This is a genomic window from Paractinoplanes toevensis (assembly GCF_018332695.1).
GTDB classification, from domain to species: Bacteria; Actinomycetota; Actinomycetes; order Mycobacteriales; family Micromonosporaceae; genus Actinoplanes; species Actinoplanes toevensis.
Window position 1 is genome coordinate 1 of sequence record NZ_BOQN01000064.1, and the last position, 18,279, is coordinate 18,279.

The 18,279-nt window shown below is 73.3% G+C and carries 16 protein-coding genes; 12 read left to right on the top strand and 4 right to left on the bottom strand.

The window, feature by feature from the left end:
• The 4 genes from Ato02nite_RS24590 to Ato02nite_RS24605 all read left to right on the top strand — a co-directional run.
• The coding region (locus tag Ato02nite_RS24590; RefSeq protein WP_246607378.1) for a DUF5682 family protein at positions 1-484 on the top strand (484 nt) is incomplete at its 5' end.
• Positions 481-1,605 (top strand): VWA domain-containing protein, encoded by a 1,125-nt coding sequence (locus Ato02nite_RS24595; RefSeq protein WP_213008975.1) that lies wholly within the window; start codon positions 481-483, stop codon positions 1,603-1,605. The genes Ato02nite_RS24590 and Ato02nite_RS24595, both read left to right, overlap by 4 nt.
• Positions 1,606-1,648: 43 nt before the next feature.
• Positions 1,649-3,682, top strand: a complete 2,034-nt coding sequence (locus tag Ato02nite_RS24600; protein ID WP_213008976.1) for a YehQ family protein — start codon at positions 1,649-1,651, stop codon at positions 3,680-3,682.
• Between the two features lie 26 nt (positions 3,683-3,708).
• The gene (locus Ato02nite_RS24605) at positions 3,709-4,347 is read left to right on the top strand and encodes a class I SAM-dependent DNA methyltransferase (RefSeq protein ID WP_213008977.1); all 639 of its coding nucleotides are present in this window, start codon (positions 3,709-3,711) and stop codon (positions 4,345-4,347) included.
• Here Ato02nite_RS24605 and Ato02nite_RS24610 read toward each other — a convergent pair whose 3' ends face one another.
• A complete protein-coding gene (locus tag Ato02nite_RS24610; protein ID WP_246607379.1) occupies positions 4,348-5,235 on the bottom strand; it encodes a LysR family transcriptional regulator in 888 nt (295 codons plus the stop codon).
• Positions 5,236-5,317: 82 nt separating this feature from the next.
• On the opposite strand from Ato02nite_RS24610, the gene Ato02nite_RS24615 reads away from it, so the two are divergent.
• The 3 genes from Ato02nite_RS24615 to Ato02nite_RS24625 all read left to right on the top strand — a co-directional run bounded on the left by Ato02nite_RS24615 (position 5,318) and on the right by Ato02nite_RS24625 (position 7,753).
• Positions 5,318-6,226: an FAD-dependent oxidoreductase gene (locus Ato02nite_RS24615; RefSeq protein WP_213008979.1), complete on the top strand. Its 909-nt coding sequence runs from the start codon at positions 5,318-5,320 to the stop codon at positions 6,224-6,226.
• A 57-nt stretch (positions 6,227-6,283) separates the two neighbouring features.
• Complete coding sequence (locus tag Ato02nite_RS24620) at positions 6,284-6,745, top strand: DUF1203 domain-containing protein (RefSeq protein ID WP_213008980.1); 462 nt, start codon at positions 6,284-6,286, stop codon at positions 6,743-6,745.
• A 69-nt stretch (positions 6,746-6,814) separates the two neighbouring features.
• A complete protein-coding gene (locus Ato02nite_RS24625) occupies positions 6,815-7,753 on the top strand; it encodes an SDR family NAD(P)-dependent oxidoreductase (RefSeq protein ID WP_213008981.1) in 939 nt (312 codons plus the stop codon).
• A 1-nt stretch (position 7,754) separates the two neighbouring features.
• Here Ato02nite_RS24625 and Ato02nite_RS24630 read toward each other — a convergent pair whose 3' ends face one another.
• Positions 7,755-8,855 carry a Gfo/Idh/MocA family protein gene (locus tag Ato02nite_RS24630; protein ID WP_213008982.1) on the bottom strand — a complete coding sequence of 367 codons (1,101 nt, stop codon included), beginning with the start codon at positions 8,853-8,855 and terminating at the stop codon, positions 7,755-7,757.
• Positions 8,825-9,526: a ThuA domain-containing protein gene (locus Ato02nite_RS24635; RefSeq protein ID WP_213008983.1), complete on the bottom strand. Its 702-nt coding sequence runs from the start codon at positions 9,524-9,526 to the stop codon at positions 8,825-8,827. The genes Ato02nite_RS24630 and Ato02nite_RS24635 overlap by 31 nt, the downstream gene beginning before the upstream one ends.
• A gap of 132 nt (positions 9,527-9,658) precedes the next feature.
• Here Ato02nite_RS24635 and Ato02nite_RS24640 point away from each other — a divergent pair, with 132 nt between their 5' ends.
• The 4 genes from Ato02nite_RS24640 to Ato02nite_RS24655 all read left to right on the top strand — a co-directional run bounded on the left by Ato02nite_RS24640 (position 9,659) and on the right by Ato02nite_RS24655 (position 15,731).
• On the top strand, positions 9,659-11,470 hold the full coding sequence (locus Ato02nite_RS24640) for a rhamnogalacturonan lyase (RefSeq protein ID WP_213008984.1): 1,812 nt from the start codon (positions 9,659-9,661) through the stop codon (positions 11,468-11,470).
• Positions 11,471-11,562: 92 nt separating this feature from the next.
• Positions 11,563-12,573: an alpha/beta hydrolase gene (locus Ato02nite_RS24645; RefSeq protein WP_213008985.1), complete on the top strand. Its 1,011-nt coding sequence runs from the start codon at positions 11,563-11,565 to the stop codon at positions 12,571-12,573.
• A 269-nt stretch (positions 12,574-12,842) separates the two neighbouring features.
• On the top strand, positions 12,843-13,889 hold the full coding sequence (locus tag Ato02nite_RS52570; RefSeq protein ID WP_213008986.1) for a hypothetical protein: 1,047 nt from the start codon (positions 12,843-12,845) through the stop codon (positions 13,887-13,889).
• A 147-nt stretch (positions 13,890-14,036) separates the two neighbouring features.
• Positions 14,037-15,731 carry an amylo-alpha-1,6-glucosidase gene (locus Ato02nite_RS24655; RefSeq protein ID WP_213008987.1) on the top strand — a complete coding sequence of 565 codons (1,695 nt, stop codon included), beginning with the start codon at positions 14,037-14,039 and terminating at the stop codon, positions 15,729-15,731.
• Positions 15,732-15,734: 3 nt separating this feature from the next.
• On the opposite strand, the gene Ato02nite_RS51830 is transcribed toward Ato02nite_RS24655, so the two are convergent.
• Positions 15,735-16,574: an MBL fold metallo-hydrolase gene (locus tag Ato02nite_RS51830; protein WP_369076925.1), complete on the bottom strand. Its 840-nt coding sequence runs from the start codon at positions 16,572-16,574 to the stop codon at positions 15,735-15,737.
• Here Ato02nite_RS51830 and Ato02nite_RS24665 point away from each other — a divergent pair.
• Entirely contained in the window at positions 16,464-18,275 is a 1,812-nt protein-coding gene (locus tag Ato02nite_RS24665; protein ID WP_246607381.1) for a sensor domain-containing diguanylate cyclase, read from the top strand. The genes Ato02nite_RS51830 and Ato02nite_RS24665 overlap by 111 nt on opposite strands.
• Positions 18,276-18,279 lie beyond the last annotated feature (4 nt).

Sequence of the window (18,279 nt, forward strand, 5' to 3'; positions counted from 1 at the left end):
GCCCGACCTGCGCGGCGCCGCCTTCGGCTTTCGCTGGGCCCTGGCCACGCATCCCACCGACGCGACCTCACCTCCGCCCGCCGGCGCGGATGTCTCCGCCTTCGCCGAGGGACTCGATCCGGTGCGGGCGGTTCGCGGGGCGTTCGTCCCTCGGTCCGCCGGGGACTGGCTGGCCGGGCTGTTCGCGCTCGCGCGGGAGGAGGTGCTGCAGCACGGCGAGGTGGTGGGGTTGCTCGACGAGCTGATGTCGGGACTGTCCGCGGAGGATTTCCTAATCGCGCTGCCCGCCCTGCGGCAGGCGTTCGAGTATTTTCCGCCCCGGGAGCGGGAGACCATCGCCGGGCGGGTGCTGGCCCGGCGCGGGCTGGGCGGGAGCGGGCGGCAGCTGCTGCGCGGCGGACTCGACCCGGCGGTGGTGGCGGCCGGGATGCTGCTGGACGACCTGGTGGACGCCGCGCTGCGGCGGGAAGGGCTGATCGCGTGACGGACCCGGAACTGCAGCGGTGGCGGCTCGTGCTCGGGGAACCGGCCTCGGCCGCCGGGGAACTCGACCCGGAGGCGGCGCGGCGGGATGCCGCCCTCGACTGGCTGTACGGCCGCGACGGTGAGCACGACCGGCGGGACGTGCGGCGCGGCGGCGGGCGGTCCGGCGGGGACGGCCCCTCGGCGATGACCACGGTCGACTGGCTCGACGACATCAACCAGCTCTTCCCGAAGGAGACGGTCGAGCGGTTGCAGCGTGACGCCATCGAACGGTACGAGATCACCGACATCGTCACCGACCCGGAGGTGCTGCGAACGGTCGAGCCGAACCCGGCCCTGCTGCGCGCCGTCCTGCAGACCAAGCACCTGATGAACCCGGAGGTGCTGCGCCTGGCCCGGCGCATCGTCGAGGCGGTGGTCCGCGACCTGATGGCACGGATGGCCACCGAGGTGCGGGCCGCGTTCACCGGCACCCGGGCGCGTAAGCCGAGCCGCTGGAAACAGGCCCGCGACTTCGACGTGAAGCGCACCCTGCGCGGCAACCTGGGCCACTATCGCCCCGACGAGCGGCGCCTCTACATCGAGACGCCGCACTTCTTCTCCCGCAGCCGCAAACACGTCGAGCAGTGGCAGCTGATCCTGCTGGTCGACCAGTCCGGCTCGATGGTCGACTCGGTCATCCACTCGGCGGTGACCGCGGCCTGCCTGTGGGGCCTGCCCGGGGTGCGCACCCATCTGGTCGCCTTCGACACGTCCGTGGTCGACCTGACCCGGGATGTCGACGACCCGGTGGAGTTGCTGATGAAGGTCCAGCTGGGCGGCGGCACCGACATCGGCCTGGCGGTCCGCTACGGCGCCGGCCTGATCGAACAGCCGCGCCGTGCGATCGTCGCGGTGATCAGCGACTTCTACGAGGGCGGCTCGGAGTCGGCGCTGGTCCGAGCGGTCCGCGAGCTGGTCGAGCAGGGCACCAAGGTGCTGTGCCTGGCCGCCCTGGACGAACAGGCCAACCCGGTCTACGACCGAGCGCTGGGCCAGCGCCTGGCCGACGTGGGCGCCGCGGTGGGCGCGATGACCCCGGGCCAGCTGGCCGAGTTCGTGGCCGAGCAGGTGACGCGATGAGCGCGGTCCCGCACGCCGGTGCCGTGGCCGGGCAGGTCAGCCGATGAGAGCCGACCTGCTGGCCCTGACGTCCGAGACGCTGGCCGAGCTGACCAACCGCGGCCTGGTCAAGCGCGCCATCCGCGAGGTGGACCGGGAGCCACCCGCCCTGTCCGAGGACCCGGACGGCACCGTGCACGCCACCGCCACCGACGGCACCACGACGTCCCTGCCCACCGGCGGACTGGAGGCCGGGAAGTGCAGCTGCGCGGCCCCCGGCGCCTGCCGGCACGTGATCGCCCTGGTCCTGGCCTACCACCAGCGGCACAACACCGCGTCCACAGCCGGCCCGGCTACCGCGGCCACCGGATCGCCGAAGCCGGAAGCCGCGACGGAACCGGAGATCGGGGCGCCCGCCGCCGCAGGTGACCCGAGCGCGGCCGAAGGTAACCCGGGGGCCGGGTGGTCGCCCGGCGAGTTCAGCGACGCGCAGCTGGCCGAGCGGATCGGGGAACGCGGGGTCGCCGCGGCCCGGCGGGTCGAGCGGGCGGGCTATGTCGCCCGGGTGCATCGCGGACGGCCCGGCGACCCGGTGCCGACCGTCGAGTTGCCCACCACCACGGTGCGGTTCCTGGTGCCGCGCGATCTGGGCTTCGCCCGGACCGACGCGGTGGCGGGCGTCCGGGACGACGTCATCGCACTGGCGGTATGGGCGTTCCGGGTCGCCGACGAGCGGGCACCCGAGCAGCACGACGTTCAGGTGCAGGTCGGCGGCGGGAGCACGGTTGCCGCCCGGCCGGGCCTGGACCGGGCCGTCGCCTTCGCCGGGCTGGTGCTCCGCGAGGGTGCCGTCCACCTGGGAGCGGGCATCGGCGCCGAGGTCGCCTCCGTGCGCCGGGAGCTGGAAGCCGGGCGGATGCGGTGGCCGCTGCTGGCCGTGGACGACCTCGTCGGTCAGCTCGGCGCCTATCGGGAGCGCAGCGCGCGCTACCGCCCGGACGCCCTGGCCGACCACGTGGCCGAACTCTTCGCCCGGCAGCGCGCCGTCGGTGGCGGCGGGGCCGGCCTGGTGTCGCGGGTGCTGGGCACCGATGAGGCGTCGGAGACTCCGCTGCGCAGGGCACGGCTCGACGGGCTCGGCGCCCGGGTGTCGGTGGTCGGCGAGGAACGCGTGGTCGATGTCTTCCTGGCCCATGGCGACAGTGCGACCGTCCTGGTGCTGCGCCGGGCGTACGAGACGGAGGAAGCCGGACCACGTCTGGGCGAACGCCGCGTCGCCGGGGTGACCGTCCGCGCGCTCGCGTCGGGGGCGGTGGTCACCGAGTCGGCGTCGCGCAGCGCCAGCCGCACCGTGCGGCTGGGTGCCCGGCGGCTGAGCCGGACCGAGGCGATGGCGTCCCGCGGGTCCTGGCAGCACCTGCCGCCCAGCCTGATCTCGACGGACCTGGCCGTCCTCGCCGCCGAGCTGGACGCCCTGCCGCCCCGGCCGATCCGCGCGCGGGTGGAGGCCGAGCTGGTGCGGGTGGTGCCGGTCGCCGAGGTGCTGTCGGTCAGCTACGCGCCGGGGGCGCAACGGCTGGACGCCGAGGTCACCGACGCTCGGGGCACGACGGCGACGATCACCGCGACCCACGCGGCCTGCGCGCCCGGGCGGCTGGACGCGGTGGCCGAGGCGCTGAGCGGGGAGGTCCGGTATGTCGCGGGCAGCGTTCGCCGGGGCGGCGGGGGCGTGATCATCGACCCGATCGGTTTCGCGGTGGGCGACGGGGTGCTCGTGCCCGACCTGACCCCGGCCGGGCACGGCACGGGTCCGCCACGACCGGCCGACGCGGCGACCGACCCGCTCGGCCACGCCCTGGATGAGGCGTTGAACCTGCTGTCCGAGGTGGCCCACCGCGGCCTCCGGCACACCCCGCCGACGATGCCCGCCCGGCTGCGCACCGCCGCCGACCACCTCGGCCGCACCGGCCTGCACCGCGCCGCCGACGCCGTCCGATCCTTGGCCGTCCGGCTCGGTCCCGACCCCGGCGACGAGGCGGCGAACGCCTGGGTGGACGCCTACCTGCGCGTGTCGATCACCTCCGAACTGCGCCCGTAGGCCGAGGGGCGGCTACCCTGCGCGGCATGCGCGTCCCCGATTGGCTTGACGAAACGCGGACCTCGTACGACACCGTGGCGGTCAGTTACGCCGATCTGCTGCGTGACTCGCTGGCCGGCGAGCCGTTCCAGCGCGGGATCCTCGGGCTCTTCGCCGAGTGGGTGCGCGGCACGGGGAACGGGCCGGTCGCCGATGTGGGCTGCGGGCCGGGCCGGCTCACCGGTTACCTGCACGGCATCGGCCTGGACGTGTTCGGCGTCGACCTCTCGCCCGCGATGATCGAGGTGGCGCGGCGCGACCATCCGGGCTTGCGGTTCGAGGTCGGGTCGATGACGGCTCTCGACCTGACCGACGGTTGCCTGGCCGGGTTGCTCGCCTGGTTCTCGCTGATCCACGTCCCGGATGACGACGTGCCCACGGTTCTCGCCGAGTTCCGCCGGGTCCTGCGGCCGGGCGGGGTGCTCCTGGCCGGCTTCCACGCCGGCGAGGGCAGCAAGCTCAAGACCGAGGGCTACGGCGGCCACGAGATGAACGTCTACGTCCACCGCCGCTCGCCCGCCCGGGTAGCGGCCTGGCTGGAAGCGGCCGGCTTCACCGTCGAGGCCGAGATGGCCCACCACCCGGCTCCGGACGTCGAGGGTGGTTTCGTCTTCGCCCGCCGGTAGTCACCCGCTGTCGCGGAGAAGGGCGGCCAGGCGATGCACCGCCGGGTTGGTGCTCACCGTGGGGTAGGCCAGGGCTATGTCGACGGTGGGGATCGGGTCGGTGAAGCGGCGCAGGCGGACCCCGGGGAGTTTCAGGGAGCGGGCTCGGCCGGCCGGGACCGCCGCTATCAGGGTGCCCTCGGCGACCGCGCGCAGCAGTTGCTCGTCGTCGGGTTCGTGGCGGGACAGGGTGAACCCGCCGGCCGGCCACACCTGGGCGATGGTGCGGTCGAACATGCCGGGGCCGTTCTCCCGTGGCCACATCACGGCCGGCAGGCCGGCCACGGCCGGGCGCGGGATGCGGCGCCGGGCGGCGAGCGGGTGGTCCGCCGGTACGGCGAGCAGCAGCTCCTCGCTGTCCACGTGCAGGCAGGTCAGGGCCGGCTCGTCCAGGGGCGGGCGGACGAAGGCGGCGTCGATGGCGCCGGACAGCAGGCCCTCGACGTTGGGGGCGGTCCAGCCGGTCGACGGCAGCACCTCCACCTGGGGGTACGCCGCCCGGAACCGGGCCACCAGGGCGTCGACCCGGCCGCCGCGGGCCGAGCGGGTGTAGGCGAGGCGCAGCGTGCCCTGCGCGGCGGCGGCGATGCGGGCGGCCGCGGCGTCGGCCTCGGCGAGCAGGCGGCCGGTCTCGGCGGCCACCCGGGCGCCGACCGGGGTGAGCGTGCAGCCGCGGGCGTGCCGCTCGACCAGTGGGGTGCCGAGTTGTCGTTCCAGGGCTCGGATCTGCTGGCTGAGGGCGGGCTGGGTGAGGTGCAGCCGGGCGGCGGCCCGGGTGAAGTGCAGTTCGGCCGCGAGCACCTGGAACGACCGCAGCCGGTCCAGGTCGATGCCGGCGAGCCGCTCCATCGGCCCATCATAAGCGCCGCTTATCGCTACGCCGGGAACAGCAATTGGCCCGGCCGCCGACGGCACCCGCAGGATCGGGGGCATGACGGACGTGATTGTGGTGGGCGGCGGCGTGATCGGCCTGACCGCGGCCATCCGCCTGCTGGAACGCGGGCACACCGTGACCGTGTGGTCGGCCGACGATCCGCTGGACACCGTGTCGGCGGTGGCGGCCGCGGCCTGGTACCCGACCCGCATCGACGAGAACCCGCAGGTCGCGACGTGGGCGGCGGCCACCTACCGGGAGTTCCGGCGCCAGCTCGAGGCCGGCGTGCCGGGGCTGCTGCTGCGGCCGACCCGCAACCTGCTCCGCGAGCCGATCCGGGAACTGCCCTGGTGGGCGGGGGCGGTCGACGGCGTTCAGCTGCGCGACGGCTCCCACCCGTACGCGCAGGAACTGCACTTCCTGGCTCCGCTCGCCGAGATGGACGTCTATCTCGGCTGGCTGGCCGGCCGGGTCGAGGAGGCCGGCGGCCGATTCGAGCGGCGGCGGGTGCGCACCCTGGCCGACGCCGAGGCGGACGTGGTCGTGAACGCGACCGGGCTGGCCGCCCGCGAGCTGGCCGGCGATCCGGCGGTGCATCCGGCGCGCGGGCACATCGTGCTGGTCGAGAACCCGGGCATCAGCGGCGCGGTGCGGGATTCGGCGGGTGGCACCTACGTGCATCCGCGGTCGCGCGACGTGGTGCTGGGCGGCACGTTCGAGGTGGGGCGGGGCGATTTCGCGCCGGATCCGGCGGAGGCGGCGGCCATCGTCGAACGCTGCGTCGCGCTGGTGCCGGAGCTGGCCGGCGCGAAGGTCCTCGGCGAGCGGATCGGCCTGCGGCCGTCCCGCCACGGTGGGCCGCGGGTCGAGGCGTGCGGAAAGATCATTCACGCGTACGGGCATGGCGGCGCCGGTATGACGCTGTCCTGGGGTTGCGCCGACGAGATCGCCGACCTGGCCGGGTAGAGCGCGGCGGCCGATTCCCGCCAGACTTCGGGTGGCGCGGGCGCGAGGATCGAGGGCATGAGTTTTGTTGTCTCGCCAATCCCGCCCGCCTGGCTGGAAACCGCCCGCCGCGACCGTGTCGACGACGCCGGAGACCACTTCGAACCGTTCACCGCCGACGAGGCCGGCGCGCCGCTGCGGTGCTGCCTGCGCGACGCCGAGGCCGGTGAGCGGCTGGCCCTGGTCGCCTACCGGCCGGCCGGGACGGCCGGTGCCTACCGCGAGATCGGCCCGGTCTTCGTGCACGCCGGCCCGTGCGACGGCTACCGGGAGCCCGGCGACTACCCGGCCGGGTTCCGCGATCGCCGGCAGGTGCTGCGCGCCTACGACCTGGCCGGGCGGATCGCCGACGCGATCCTGGTCGAGGGGTCCGGCGCCGAGGCCGGCATCGGGCAACTGCTGGGCCGCCCGGACGTGGCCACCGTGCACAGCCGCAACGTGCTGTACGGCTGCTACATGTTCGCGGTCGACCGCGCCTAGCCTGGCCCTGGCAGTCCTACGAAAACCGGGCGACTGCCTGACCGGCGACCGGCCCGCCACGATCGGAACATGACAAATACCGTTCTGATCACCGGACCGACCCGGGGCCTCGGCCGCGCCGCCACCCTCGCCATGGCGGGCCGCCCGCCCGCCGACCGCCCCGACCTGCTGCTGGTGGGCCGGGCCGGGAAAGCGCTGGCGGAGGTGGCCGCCGAGGCCCGCGCACGCGGTGCGACGGTGCACGAGATCGGCGCCGACCTGTCCCGGCTAGCCGACGTGCGGGCCGCCGCGGTCACCGTGCGGGATCTGCTGGACACCGGGGCGGTGCGGCCGCTGGGTGCGCTGATCGCCAACGCCGGGGCCATGTCGACCGACACCCGCACCGCGTCGGCCGACGGCTTCGAGCTGACGTTCGCCGTCAACTACCTCGCGCACGCCCAGCTCATCGGGGATCTGCTCGGCTCGTTCGGCTCGCGCGGCCGGATCGTGCTGCTCGGCTCGAACACCTACCACGCCAACTTCTGGCGGCGGCTGCTGAGCGTGCCCGAGGCGCAGTGGCGTGACCCGGTGGATATCGCCCGGCCGGCGACCGGCGCGGCGAACCCGGGCTTCAAGTCCGGCGGCGTCGCCTACTCGAACGCGAAGCTGGCGATCCTCTACTACGCCCACGAACTGCAGCGGCACGCCGGCGCCGGGATCAACGTCGCGGTGTACGAGCCGGGCTGGATGCCCGGCACCGCGCTCAGCCGGGGCGCCCCGGAGTTCGCCCAGGCGATGGGCCGTGGCCTGGGCCGGCTGCCGGGGGTGGCCACCCCGGAGCGGTCCGGCCCGATCCTGGCCTCGGTGGCGCTCGACGACCGGTGGGCTCACCTGCGCGACGGCGCGTTCGTGGTGCGCGACCGGGTGCAGCAGGTCCGGCCGGTGGCCCATGACCGCGAGCGCGAGCGGCGCCTGTGGGCCGCCACCGCCGAACTGCTGAGCGGGAGCGCCGCTCGGCGCCAGGGGTGAGCTACGCGGTCTCCCGCCACAGCGCCGCCGGGGTCAGCGGCACCGCCGCCGGCCGCTCGGCGATGGTGGTGGTCAGGTCGAGGCGGCGCCCCTCGGACGCCGAGCGCAGCAGCGACGTCATCGCGTCGAGCACGTGCAGGGCCAACTCGCCGGAGGCTCGGGGCGTGCCGGTCAGCACCATGTCGAGCAGGCCGATGCCGCGGGCCGCGTCGACGTAGCCGGCCAGCGGGTCGAGGGTGCGCCAGTCGTCGGCGCCGGCTTCGAAGAGGCGTACGTCGCCGTCGAAGCGGTTGGGGTCGGGGACCGCGAGGCTGCCGGTCTCGCCGTGCACCTCGATCGGGGCGGCCGTCGTGCGGACGGCGTCGAAGCTGGTGGTGATGGTGGACAGGGCCCCGCCGGCGTGGTGCAGGACGCCGGTCACGTGGCTGTCGACCTCGACCGGGATCGACGAGCCGGCCCGCGGCCCGGAACCGATCACCCGAGTGTCGCGCAGGCGGGAGGCGGCGCCGGTCACCGCGACGATCGGCCCGAGCAGGTGGACCAGGGCGGACACGTAGTAGGGGCCCATGTCCAGCAGCGGGCCGCCGCCGGGCAGGTAGTAGAAGTCGGGGTTCGGGTGCCAGCGCTCGTGACCGGGCGTGGCCATCACCGCCACCGCCGACAGCGGACGGCCGATCATCCCGGCGTCGACGGCGGCGCGGGCGGTCTGGACGCCGGTGCCGAGCACCGTGTCGGGTGCGCAGCCGATGCTCACCTCGAAGGCCGAGGCCTGGAGGAGCAGGGAACGCGCGGCGGGCAGGTCGGCGGCGAGCGGCTTCTCGCCGTACACCTGCTTGTGGTTGGCGATGGCGGCCAGCGCGACCGAAGCGTGGGCCGCGGGCACCGTCAGGTTGAGGATCGTGTCGATCTGCGGGTCCTGCAGCAGTTCGTCGACCGGCAGGGCGCGGCAGCCGGCGATGCCGGCGGCGACCGACGCGGCCCGGGCCGCGTCGATGTCGGCGACCGCGGCGACGGTCACGCCGGGATGATCGGCCAGCGTCGAAAGGTACGCCGCGGAGATGTAACCGGTGCCTACGACGCCGATGCGGTGCGGGCGGCCCACAGCATGCCCCTCTCGACGACGGTCCGCACGTTCGGGTTCTCGAGGACGTCGAGGCTGTGCCCGGGGGTGGTGACGACGATCCGGCCGTCACCCCACTGCCTGGTCCAGATGGCCGGGGAGACGATCGGGCGGTGCCACGGATGCCACGGTTGGACCGGATGGGTGGTGGTGGCGAGCACGTCGATGAGGTCGTCGTGCAACACCCAGTACTGCTCGGTGGTCAGCTCGAAGTCGTCGATGCCGGCCGTGATCGGGTGTTCGCGGCCCAGCGAGGTCATGGTAACCGAGTAACGGAGAAAATTGTCCGTTTCGTCCCCTGTTCGGTCGGCGGGCGAAACGCTGGGGTGGGTCGCGAACTGACCACCGACCAGCTGCAGGTAGTCGGACGAGGCGCGGAACGAGTCGGCGATGCCCCCGTGCCAGCCGGTGAACCCGGTGCCGGCCGCGACCGCCGCCCGCAGCCCGGCGATCTCGTCTCGCTCGATGGTCGACATGGAGATGCACTGCACGATCAGGTCGGTCGCCGACATGACCGAGGGATCGGCGTAGACCGCCGTCGACTCCTCGATGCGCACCTCGAAACCGCTCGCTTTCAGGAACGGCAGGAAGAGTGACGTGGCCTCGACCGGCCGGTGCCCTTCCCATCCCCCGCGGACCACCAAAGCTCTCATCCCGTAGGCCTATCAGATCGGGACGGTCCGCGCCCACCAAAAGGCGCAGAGACATAGACAAGCCTCAATTTGAGGACTAGCTTCCCGAGGAAAGCGCTTGCCTACCCTCCACCGAGTAGGAGAGACACCCCGATGAAACGTGCCAAGACCCTGACCGCCGTCGCCGCCCTCGTCCTCGTCGGCTCCACCGCCGCCGTGGCGAGGGCGTCCACCGAGCCGGCCGCCGCGCCCACGGCCGCCGACGCGACCAGCACCACCGAGAACCTCGACCGCGGCCTGATCAGCCTCCGGGCCGGCAGCGGCAACTTCCTGTCCTGGCGGTTGCTCAAGTCCGATCCGGCCGGAGTCACGTTCGACGTCTTCCGGGACGGCACCAGGATCACCACCACGAGCCGGACGAACTTCACCGACGCCGGGGCGAGAACCGGCGCCGCCTACACCGTCCGGCCGACCGGCGCGTCGACTCTCGCCGCGGAAGCCCCCGTGACCAGCCTGGCGGCCGCCTCCCAGGACGTGCCGATCCAGATCCCGGCCGGCGGCACCACCCCGGACGGCGTCGCCTACACGTACGTCGCCAACGACGCCTCCGTCGGTGACCTGGACGGCGACGGCTCCTACGAGATCGTCCTCAAGTGGGATCCGACCAACGCCAAGGACAACTCGCAGTCCGGCTACACCGGCAACGTGTTCATCGACGCGTACAAGCTCAACGGCACCCGGCTCTGGCGCATCGACCTCGGCCGGAACATCCGGGCCGGCGCGCACTACACCCAGTTCCAGGTGTACGACTACGACGGCGACGGCAAGGCCGAGGTCGCCATGAAGACCGCCGACGGCACGAAGGACGGCACCGGCGTGGTGATCGGCAGCTCCAGCGCCGACTACCGCAACTCCTCCGGCTACATCCTGTCCGGCCCCGAGTACCTGACCGTGTTCAACGGCCAGACCGGCAAGGCGGCCGCCACCGTCGACTACGTGGTCGCGCGCGGCACGGTGAGCGCGTGGGGTGACTCCTACGGCAACCGGGTCGACCGGTTCCTGGCCGGCACCGCGTACATCAACGGGTCCTACCCGTCCCTGATCACCGCGCGGGGCTACTACACCCGGAGCACCATCGCGGCCTGGGACTTCCGCAACGGCACCCTCACCCGCAAGTGGAGCTTCGACAGCAACTCCTCCACCAACGGGTCGAAGTGGACCGGCCAGGGCAACCACCAGCTCTCCATCGCCGACGTCGATTCCGACGGAAAGGACGAGATTCTGTACGGGGCGATGGCCATCGACGACAACGGCTCCGGCCTGTGGGTCAACGGCCAGGGTCACGGCGACGCCTACCACGTCGGCAACCTGATCCCGAGCCGAGCCGGCCTGGAGATCTTCAAGGTCGACGAGGACACCTCGAAGCTGGCCGCCTGGATGGCCGACGCCCGCACCGGCGCGATCATCTGGTCCAACGCATCCTGCGGCTGCGACAACGGCCGCGGCGTCTCGGACGACATCTACGCCGGCAGCCCCGGCGCCGAGTCGTGGTCGTCCGGCGTCTCCGGCCTGTTCAACACCTCCGGCCAGAACATCGGCCGCAAACCGTCCAGCGCCAACTTCGTGATCTGGTGGGACGGCGACGCCCAGCGCGAGCTGCTCGACGCCACCCACATCGACAAGTACGGCACCAGCGCCGACACCCGCCTGCTCACGGCCAGCGGCGTGCACTCCAACAACGGCACCAAGGCGACCCCGTCGCTGCAGGCCGACATCCTCGGCGACTGGCGCGAGGAAGTCATCTGGCCGACCACCGACAACAAGGCCCTGCGGATCTACTCGACCACGGATGCGACCAGCATCTCGCACGTGTCGCTGATGCAGGACCGGATGTACCGGGAGGCGGTGGCCTGGCAGAACACCGCCTACAACCAGCCGCCGCACCCGAGCTTCGCCCTCGGATAGCCGATCGGACGGGGGATGCCGCCACTCGTCCGTGGCGGTATCCCCTGTTTGCGGCATTCATCGGATTCGCATTCGTAAGCGACCATCAAGACGTGAAACGGCGCCGCATTCTCGGATTGGTACTCACCATGGCCGCCGTGATGTTCGCCGCCGAACCCACCGCCGACGCGGTCTCCGGCCCCGGCTACGACCTGCACGCCAACCTCGCCTACGCCCCCGCGTCCCCCGCCGACAGCCAGGGCCACCTGCTCGACCTCTACATCCCGAGGCAACCCGGTCCCAAGCGGAGGCCGGTCCTGATCGCCATGGGCGGCAGCGGCTGGCAGGGCGACAACGGCAAGGCGTACGCCGCCCAGCTCGCCCCCTTCTTCACCCGAGCCGACTACGTCGTCGCCGGCGTCTCCACCCGCTCGAGCTCGCAGGCGAAGTTCCCGGCCCAGCTCTACGACGTCAAGGCGGCGATCCGCTGGCTGCGGGCGCACGCCACGACGTACGGCATGGACCCGCGCCGGATCGCCGTGATGGGCGATTCCTCCGGCGGCTGGACGGCCGTGATGGCCGGCGTGACCGGCCACGACAAGGCCCTGGACGGCAACGTCGGCGTGACCGGCCCGCCCAGCGACGTGCAGGCGGTGGTCGACCTCTACGGCCCCACCGACTTCCTGCGGATGGACGCCCACATGCGCCCCGGCGCGTGCGACAGTTTCAACCGGGCGTTCGGCCTGACCGAGTGCCACGCCGACCCGCGCTCCCCCGAGTCCGCGCTGCTGGGCACCCCCATCAAGAACAAGCCGGACCTGGTCAAAACCGCCAACCCCATAACGTACGTCTCCCCGCAGTCCCCGCCCTTTTTGATCGCCCAGGGCGAGCAGGACGGCCTGGTCCCGATCGACCAGAGCGACCGCCTGTTCGCGGCGCTGAGCGCGGCGGGCGTGCCGGCCACGTATTACCTGGTCCCCGGCGCCGGCCACGACAAACGCATCGTCTCCCCGTCCCAGCCCGCCGCGATCGTTCGGCACACGGCCGGCGCTTCCCGCCCGGGCACCCGCCCCACCCTCAAGACGATCAGAGCCTTCCTCCACCACGCCCTGGCCCACGGGTAACCAGCGCGCCCGTCGCTGCCGCCGCCCGCATTGCCCGCGCCGCCGGCATTGCCCGCCGCCGGCATTGCCCGCCGCCCGCGTTGCCCGCCGCCCGCGTTGCCCGCCGCCCGCGTTGCCCGCCGCCCGGTTGCACGTCGCCGCCGTCGCGCCTCGCCCGCCGTCCTAGGAGGCTAGTCCAATACTTCTAAAGCGAACGTTCGTTCTTGACAGCGTCCCGCCGCCGCGCCTATCGTTCTAAAACGAACGATCGTTCTCTTTGAGGAGCCGTCATGTCATCGGCCACCGCCGCCAAGGCGTCGCCCTCGCCGTGGACCCACGTCGCGGGAGTCGTCGCCCTCCTGTCCATCGTCATCAGCGTCCTGGTCACGGCGTTCGCCTGGCCCGCCGCGCGCTCCGCGGTGCACGACGTCCCGATCGCCGTGGCCGGCCCCGCCGCCGCCACCGCCCAGGTCACCGCCGCCCTCGAGCAGCGCCTCCCCGGCGGCTTCGACATCACCCCGGTCGCCGACACCGCCGCCGCCGAAGCGGCGATCAACAACCGCGAGGTATACGGCGCGATCGACCTCTCCACCGGCAAACCCCAGGTGCTGATCGCCTCCGCCGGAAGCCCGGTGGTCGCGCAGACCCTGCAGGGCATCGCCACCGCGCTGTCCCAGGCGTCGCCCGGCACCGAGGCCGCCGTGGTGGTCCGCGACCTGGCCCCGCTCCCCGCCGACGACCCGCGCGGCGCCGGCCTGGCCGCCGGAGCCCTCCCCCTGGTCATCGGCGGCATGATCGCGGCGGTGTTCCTGACCCTGCGCATCCGCGGCACCCTCCGCCGGGTGACCGGCGCGGTGGCCTACGCCGTCATCGGCGGTTCGGCGATGGCCGCGATCCTGCAGTTCGGGCTGGGCTCGATCGACGGCACCTACGCGTTGAACGCCGGCGTGATGGCCCTGTCCCTGGCCGCCACCTCACTGACCCTGCTGGGCCTGGAGTCCCTGCTGGGCTTCGCCGGCTTCGGCCTGGGCGCCGCCGTGATCTTCCTGCTCGGCAACCCGCTGAGCGGCGCCACGAGCGCCCCCGAGATGCTGCCGGGCTGGTCCGGCGAGCTGGGCCAGCTGCTGCCACCGGGCGCGGCGTTCAACCTGCTCCGCTCGGCGGCGTTCTTCGACGGCGCCGGCGCCACCCGCCCGCTGACCGTCCTGCTGAGCTGGCTGGCCCTCGGCCTGCTGCTGTGCGCGGCGAGCGCGATGCGCCCGTCCCGCCGCCGCGCCGCCCAGGCCGTCGAGCAGCCCGAGGCCACGACCCAGCCCGCCTCCCCCGCGCTCGCCTGACCCTGGCAAGACCCGGCAGGACAGCGGTCCAGCACCACAGCGGCCCGGCAAGGCGACGGCCCATGTTCGTCGCGCCAGGAGGGCCGCTGCGGGGCCGGCCGTGATCGAATCGAGGGGCCGGCGCCGTCCACGACCGAAAGGCCAGCCATGGCGACCTTCTCCCTCCAGGACATCCCGTTCAGCTACCACGGGTCCTGGTTCGGCGTCTCTCCGGTCATCGCGGAGAAGACCTACGCCGACGACCTGCACCTGGTCTCCCACCAGACCGGGATGCACCCGGTCCTGCGCTTCGCGGCCGCGCCCGGGACGACGATCGCCGCCACCCCCGCCCGGCTGCGCTGGCGGCACGACTCCGGCGAGATCGAGGCCGTCTACCAGGACGCCGGCACGCTCCGGGTCCGCGGCGCCGGACCGGGCCTGCGGATCGCGGCGGCCGCGGCGACGCTCACCCCGTTCAGCGGCACCTACCTCTACCGCGACCCGGTCGACGGTGCCCACGTGTTCAGCTCCTACGAGACCGGGCGCCGCTACCGGGTCACCGTGCTGGGCGGCGACCTCGCCGGGGCGGCGGGCCTCGAACTGCTCGGCACCGGCGACCGGCATCTGGACCTGCCGGCCGGCGCCGGCTGGGAGATCGCCATCGAGGAGTACGAGACGGCCCGTCCGCCGTACACCGCAAGCGCCTCGTTCGATGAGGTCGCCGGCGCCGCCGCGGCGGCCTTCCGGGATTTCACCGAAGCGGTGGCACCGTGGCGTACGCCGGACACCCCGGCCACCGAGCTCGCCTGCTACGTGCTGTGGTCGGCGACCGTGGCGCCCGGCGGCTTCGTCACCCGGCCGGCGGTGCTGATGTCGAAGCACTGGATGGACAAGGTGTGGAGCTGGGACCACTGCTTCAACGCGATCGCCCTGGCCGGAGGCGATCCCGGCCTGGCCTGGCACCAGTTCCTGCTGCCGTTCGACCACCAGGACCCGGCCGGTGCCCTGCCCGACTCGGTCACCCACTCCGAGGTGCTCTACAACTTCGTCAAGCCGCCGATCCACGGCTGGGCCTTCGCCCGCCTGCGCGAGCGGCTCGCCCGGCCGCTGGACCGCGACCAGCTCGCCGAGGCCTACCGGCGGTTGTCCGGCTGGACGGAGTTCTGGCTCGACCGGCGCCGGGTGCCCGGCCACGCCCTGCCGCACTACCAGCACGGCAACGACAGTGGCTGGGACAACTCCACCACCTTCGACGGCGACCGGACCCTGGAGACCGCCGACCTCGCCGTCTTCCTGGTCATGCAGCTGCGGGAACTCGCCGGCCTGGCCGAGGAGCTCGGCGATCCGGCCGCGGCCACCCGGTGGACCGGCACCGCCGGCACGGTCCTGGACGCCCTGGTCGACCAACTGTGGGACGGCAACCGCTTCGTCGCCCGCACCGCCGCCACCGGCGTCGGCCGGGCCGGCACCAGCCTGCTCGACCTGATGCCGATCGCCCTCGGCGCCGGCCTGCCCGCCGAGATCAGCGACCGGCTCGCCGCCGCCCTGAAGGCCCACCTGACCGCGCACGGGCTGGCCACCGAGCCGGTCGGCTCGCCGCACTACCTCGCCGACGGCTACTGGCGGGGGCCGATCTGGGCGCCCAGCACCGTGCTGATCGAGGACGGCCTGCGCCGGGCCGGCCACGCCGCGATGGCCGACGACGTCAGCGCCCGGTTCCGGGCCCTGTGCGAACGGTCCGGCTTCGCGGAGAACTTCGACGCCGAGTCCGGCGCCGGCCTCCGCGACCGCGCCTACACCTGGACGGCCGCGGCGTACCTCATCCTGGCCGCCGCCCACGAACAGCGCCGGGCCGGCGGGTAGGACTCATACCGAGGTGGACATCGGGCCACCCAGCCAGGTGGTGGCGTCGGTGAAGGCGGCGATCAGGTCGATGTCGGTGCCCGCCCGGTCGGCGTACGCCCGGTGCAGGTTGAGCACCAGGCGTTCGGCGTCCGCCCAGCCGGCGAACTCTCCCAGCTCCGCCTGCCGGGCCGCGTCCAGCGGCGAAAGGCCGCGGCCCTCGTCCGCGATCCGCTGGACCAGCCGGTAGTAGCGACGGTGCTCGTCGAACACGCGGCCGATGTCGTCGCCGGTCAGCACCGGGCCGTGGCCGGGAACGACCACGGCCGGTTCCAGGCCGGCCAGCCAGTCGATCGCCCGCAGCGCGCCGGTCACCGAACCCATGAACACCAGCGGGGTGAGGCCCGCGAAGACCAGGTCGCCGGAGAAGAGGACCCGTTCCGCGGGCAGCCAGGCGATCAGGTCGCCGGTGGTGTGCGCGGGGCCCGGGTGCATGAGCTCGACCTCCCGCTCCCCCACGTGCAGGGTCAGGGTCGACGCGACCGTCACGTCCGGCAGCCGGCGGACCACCGGCCCCCAGTCGGGCACCGGCTGCCAGAAGGGCGGGCACCGTCCATGACCCGACCCTACTGACGTTCCGGCCCGCGGGGCGGACAGCGCCTGAGCGTCCCCGCCGCTCCGAGACGGGACTGGGTTTGCACCCGTCCTGCAACCCGGGTCGCCTGTACTGGTCGGATGCGGGTGGATCGGGGCGTGCGGACGCGACTCGACCCTGTTCTGTGCGCATTGATCGCCCTCGGTGTCCTGCTCGTGCCGTGGTTCCTGTTCGCGCCCGGCATCGACCAGGCGTTGTGGGTGCTGCAGGCCGCCTTCGACCTGCTGAACGTCTACCTCGCCGGGCGGCTGGTCCGGCTGCCCGGGGTCGACCGCTACGCCCGCCGGTTCTGGACGGCGGTGGCCGCCGCGATGGGCAGCAGCGCGATCGCCGACTCCTACCAGACCGCCCTGGTGCTGCACGGCCATCCGGCCGGCGAGGTCAGCACCGTGCAGACCGCGTTCGTGGTGGGCGGCATGGTGATCGTGGTGATCACCATGCTGGCGCACCCGATCGGCGGGGTCGGCCGGCTGCGCCTGCGCCTGTGGCTGGACGCGGCGACCGTGCTCACCGCGGTCGCGGTCTTCCTCTGGTACTTCCTGCTGGCCGGCCAGCTCACCGACGGCCGCACCGATGACCGGCTGGCCGCCGCCGCGACCTCGGCGGTGATGCTGCTCGTCACGTTCGCCCTGATCAAGCTGCTGTTCAGCCGCAACGCCCCGTTCCAGCAGCTGCCCGGGGCGATCGGCGCGCTCGGCGTGACCGGCACCGCGGTCGCGGCCCCGCTCGCGGCGCTGCTGATGGACCGCTCCGACCCGCGGATCATGTACCTGGCCCAGCTGCTGCCGTGCCTGCTCATCCCGATCAGCCTGCGCCTGCAGGAGATCTTCAACCGGCGCAACATCGAGGTGCCGGTCGCGGCCCGGCAGAAACGGTTCAGCCGCCTGCCGTACGCGGCGGTGGCCGGCACCCAGCTGCTGCTCGTCCTCGCCCTGCCCGCCGTGCACGCCGATCTGAAGATCTGGGGCGTCGCCGTCGGCGTGCTGCTCAGCACCGGCCTGGTGCTGGTCCGGCAGCAGGCCGCCTTCCACGACAACGAACGCCTGCTCGCCGAGATCAGCCGCCGCGACGAGTGGTCGAACGCGCTGGCCCAGCACGCCTCCGATACCACCATCGTCACCGACGGCAACCAGCGGGTGCTGTACGCGAGCCCGTCCGCGGTGCGGCTGCTCGGCCTGAAGGAGGGCGACGAGACCGGGCTCGACCTGGGCGGGCGCCTGCACCCGGAGGACGTGGCCGTGGCGGCGCGGCTGCTGGCCGAGATGACCACGGCGTCGGGCACCGCCAGCGCCGAGTTGCGGATGCTGCACACCGACGGCACCTACCACTGGACCCACCTGATCGGCACCGACCTGCTGGCCAACCCGAACATCCGGGGCCTGGTCTGGAACGGCCGGGACGTCACCGACGCCCGCCGGCTGCAGGACGAACTGCGCCACCAGGCCACCCACGACGTGCTCACCGGCCTCGCCAACCGCTTCCTGCTCCAGCAGCGGGTGCTGACCGCCGACGCCGACCTGCCGATCAGCTTCCTGGTCATCGACCTGGACGGGTTCAAGCAGGTCAACGACGTGCACGGCCACCACGCCGGCGACCAGGTGCTGATCACCGTCGCCGACCGGCTCACCGCGCTGGTCGGCGACTCCGGGACCGTCGCCCGGCTGGGCGGCGACGAGTTCGCCGTGGTGCTGCCGGACGCCGCACCCGCGCGGGCGGCGGCGCTCGCCGAGATGATCAGCCGAGTCGTGGCGGACCCGATCGCGGTGACCGGCGCCGAGGTCACGGTCGGTGCGAGCGTGGGCACCTCGACCGGCACCCCGGCCGAGACCGAACGGATGCTACGCGAGGCCGACGACGCGATGTACCGCTCGAAGCAGGCCCGTCGCGGACTGGTCGGGCACCACCGTTAGACCT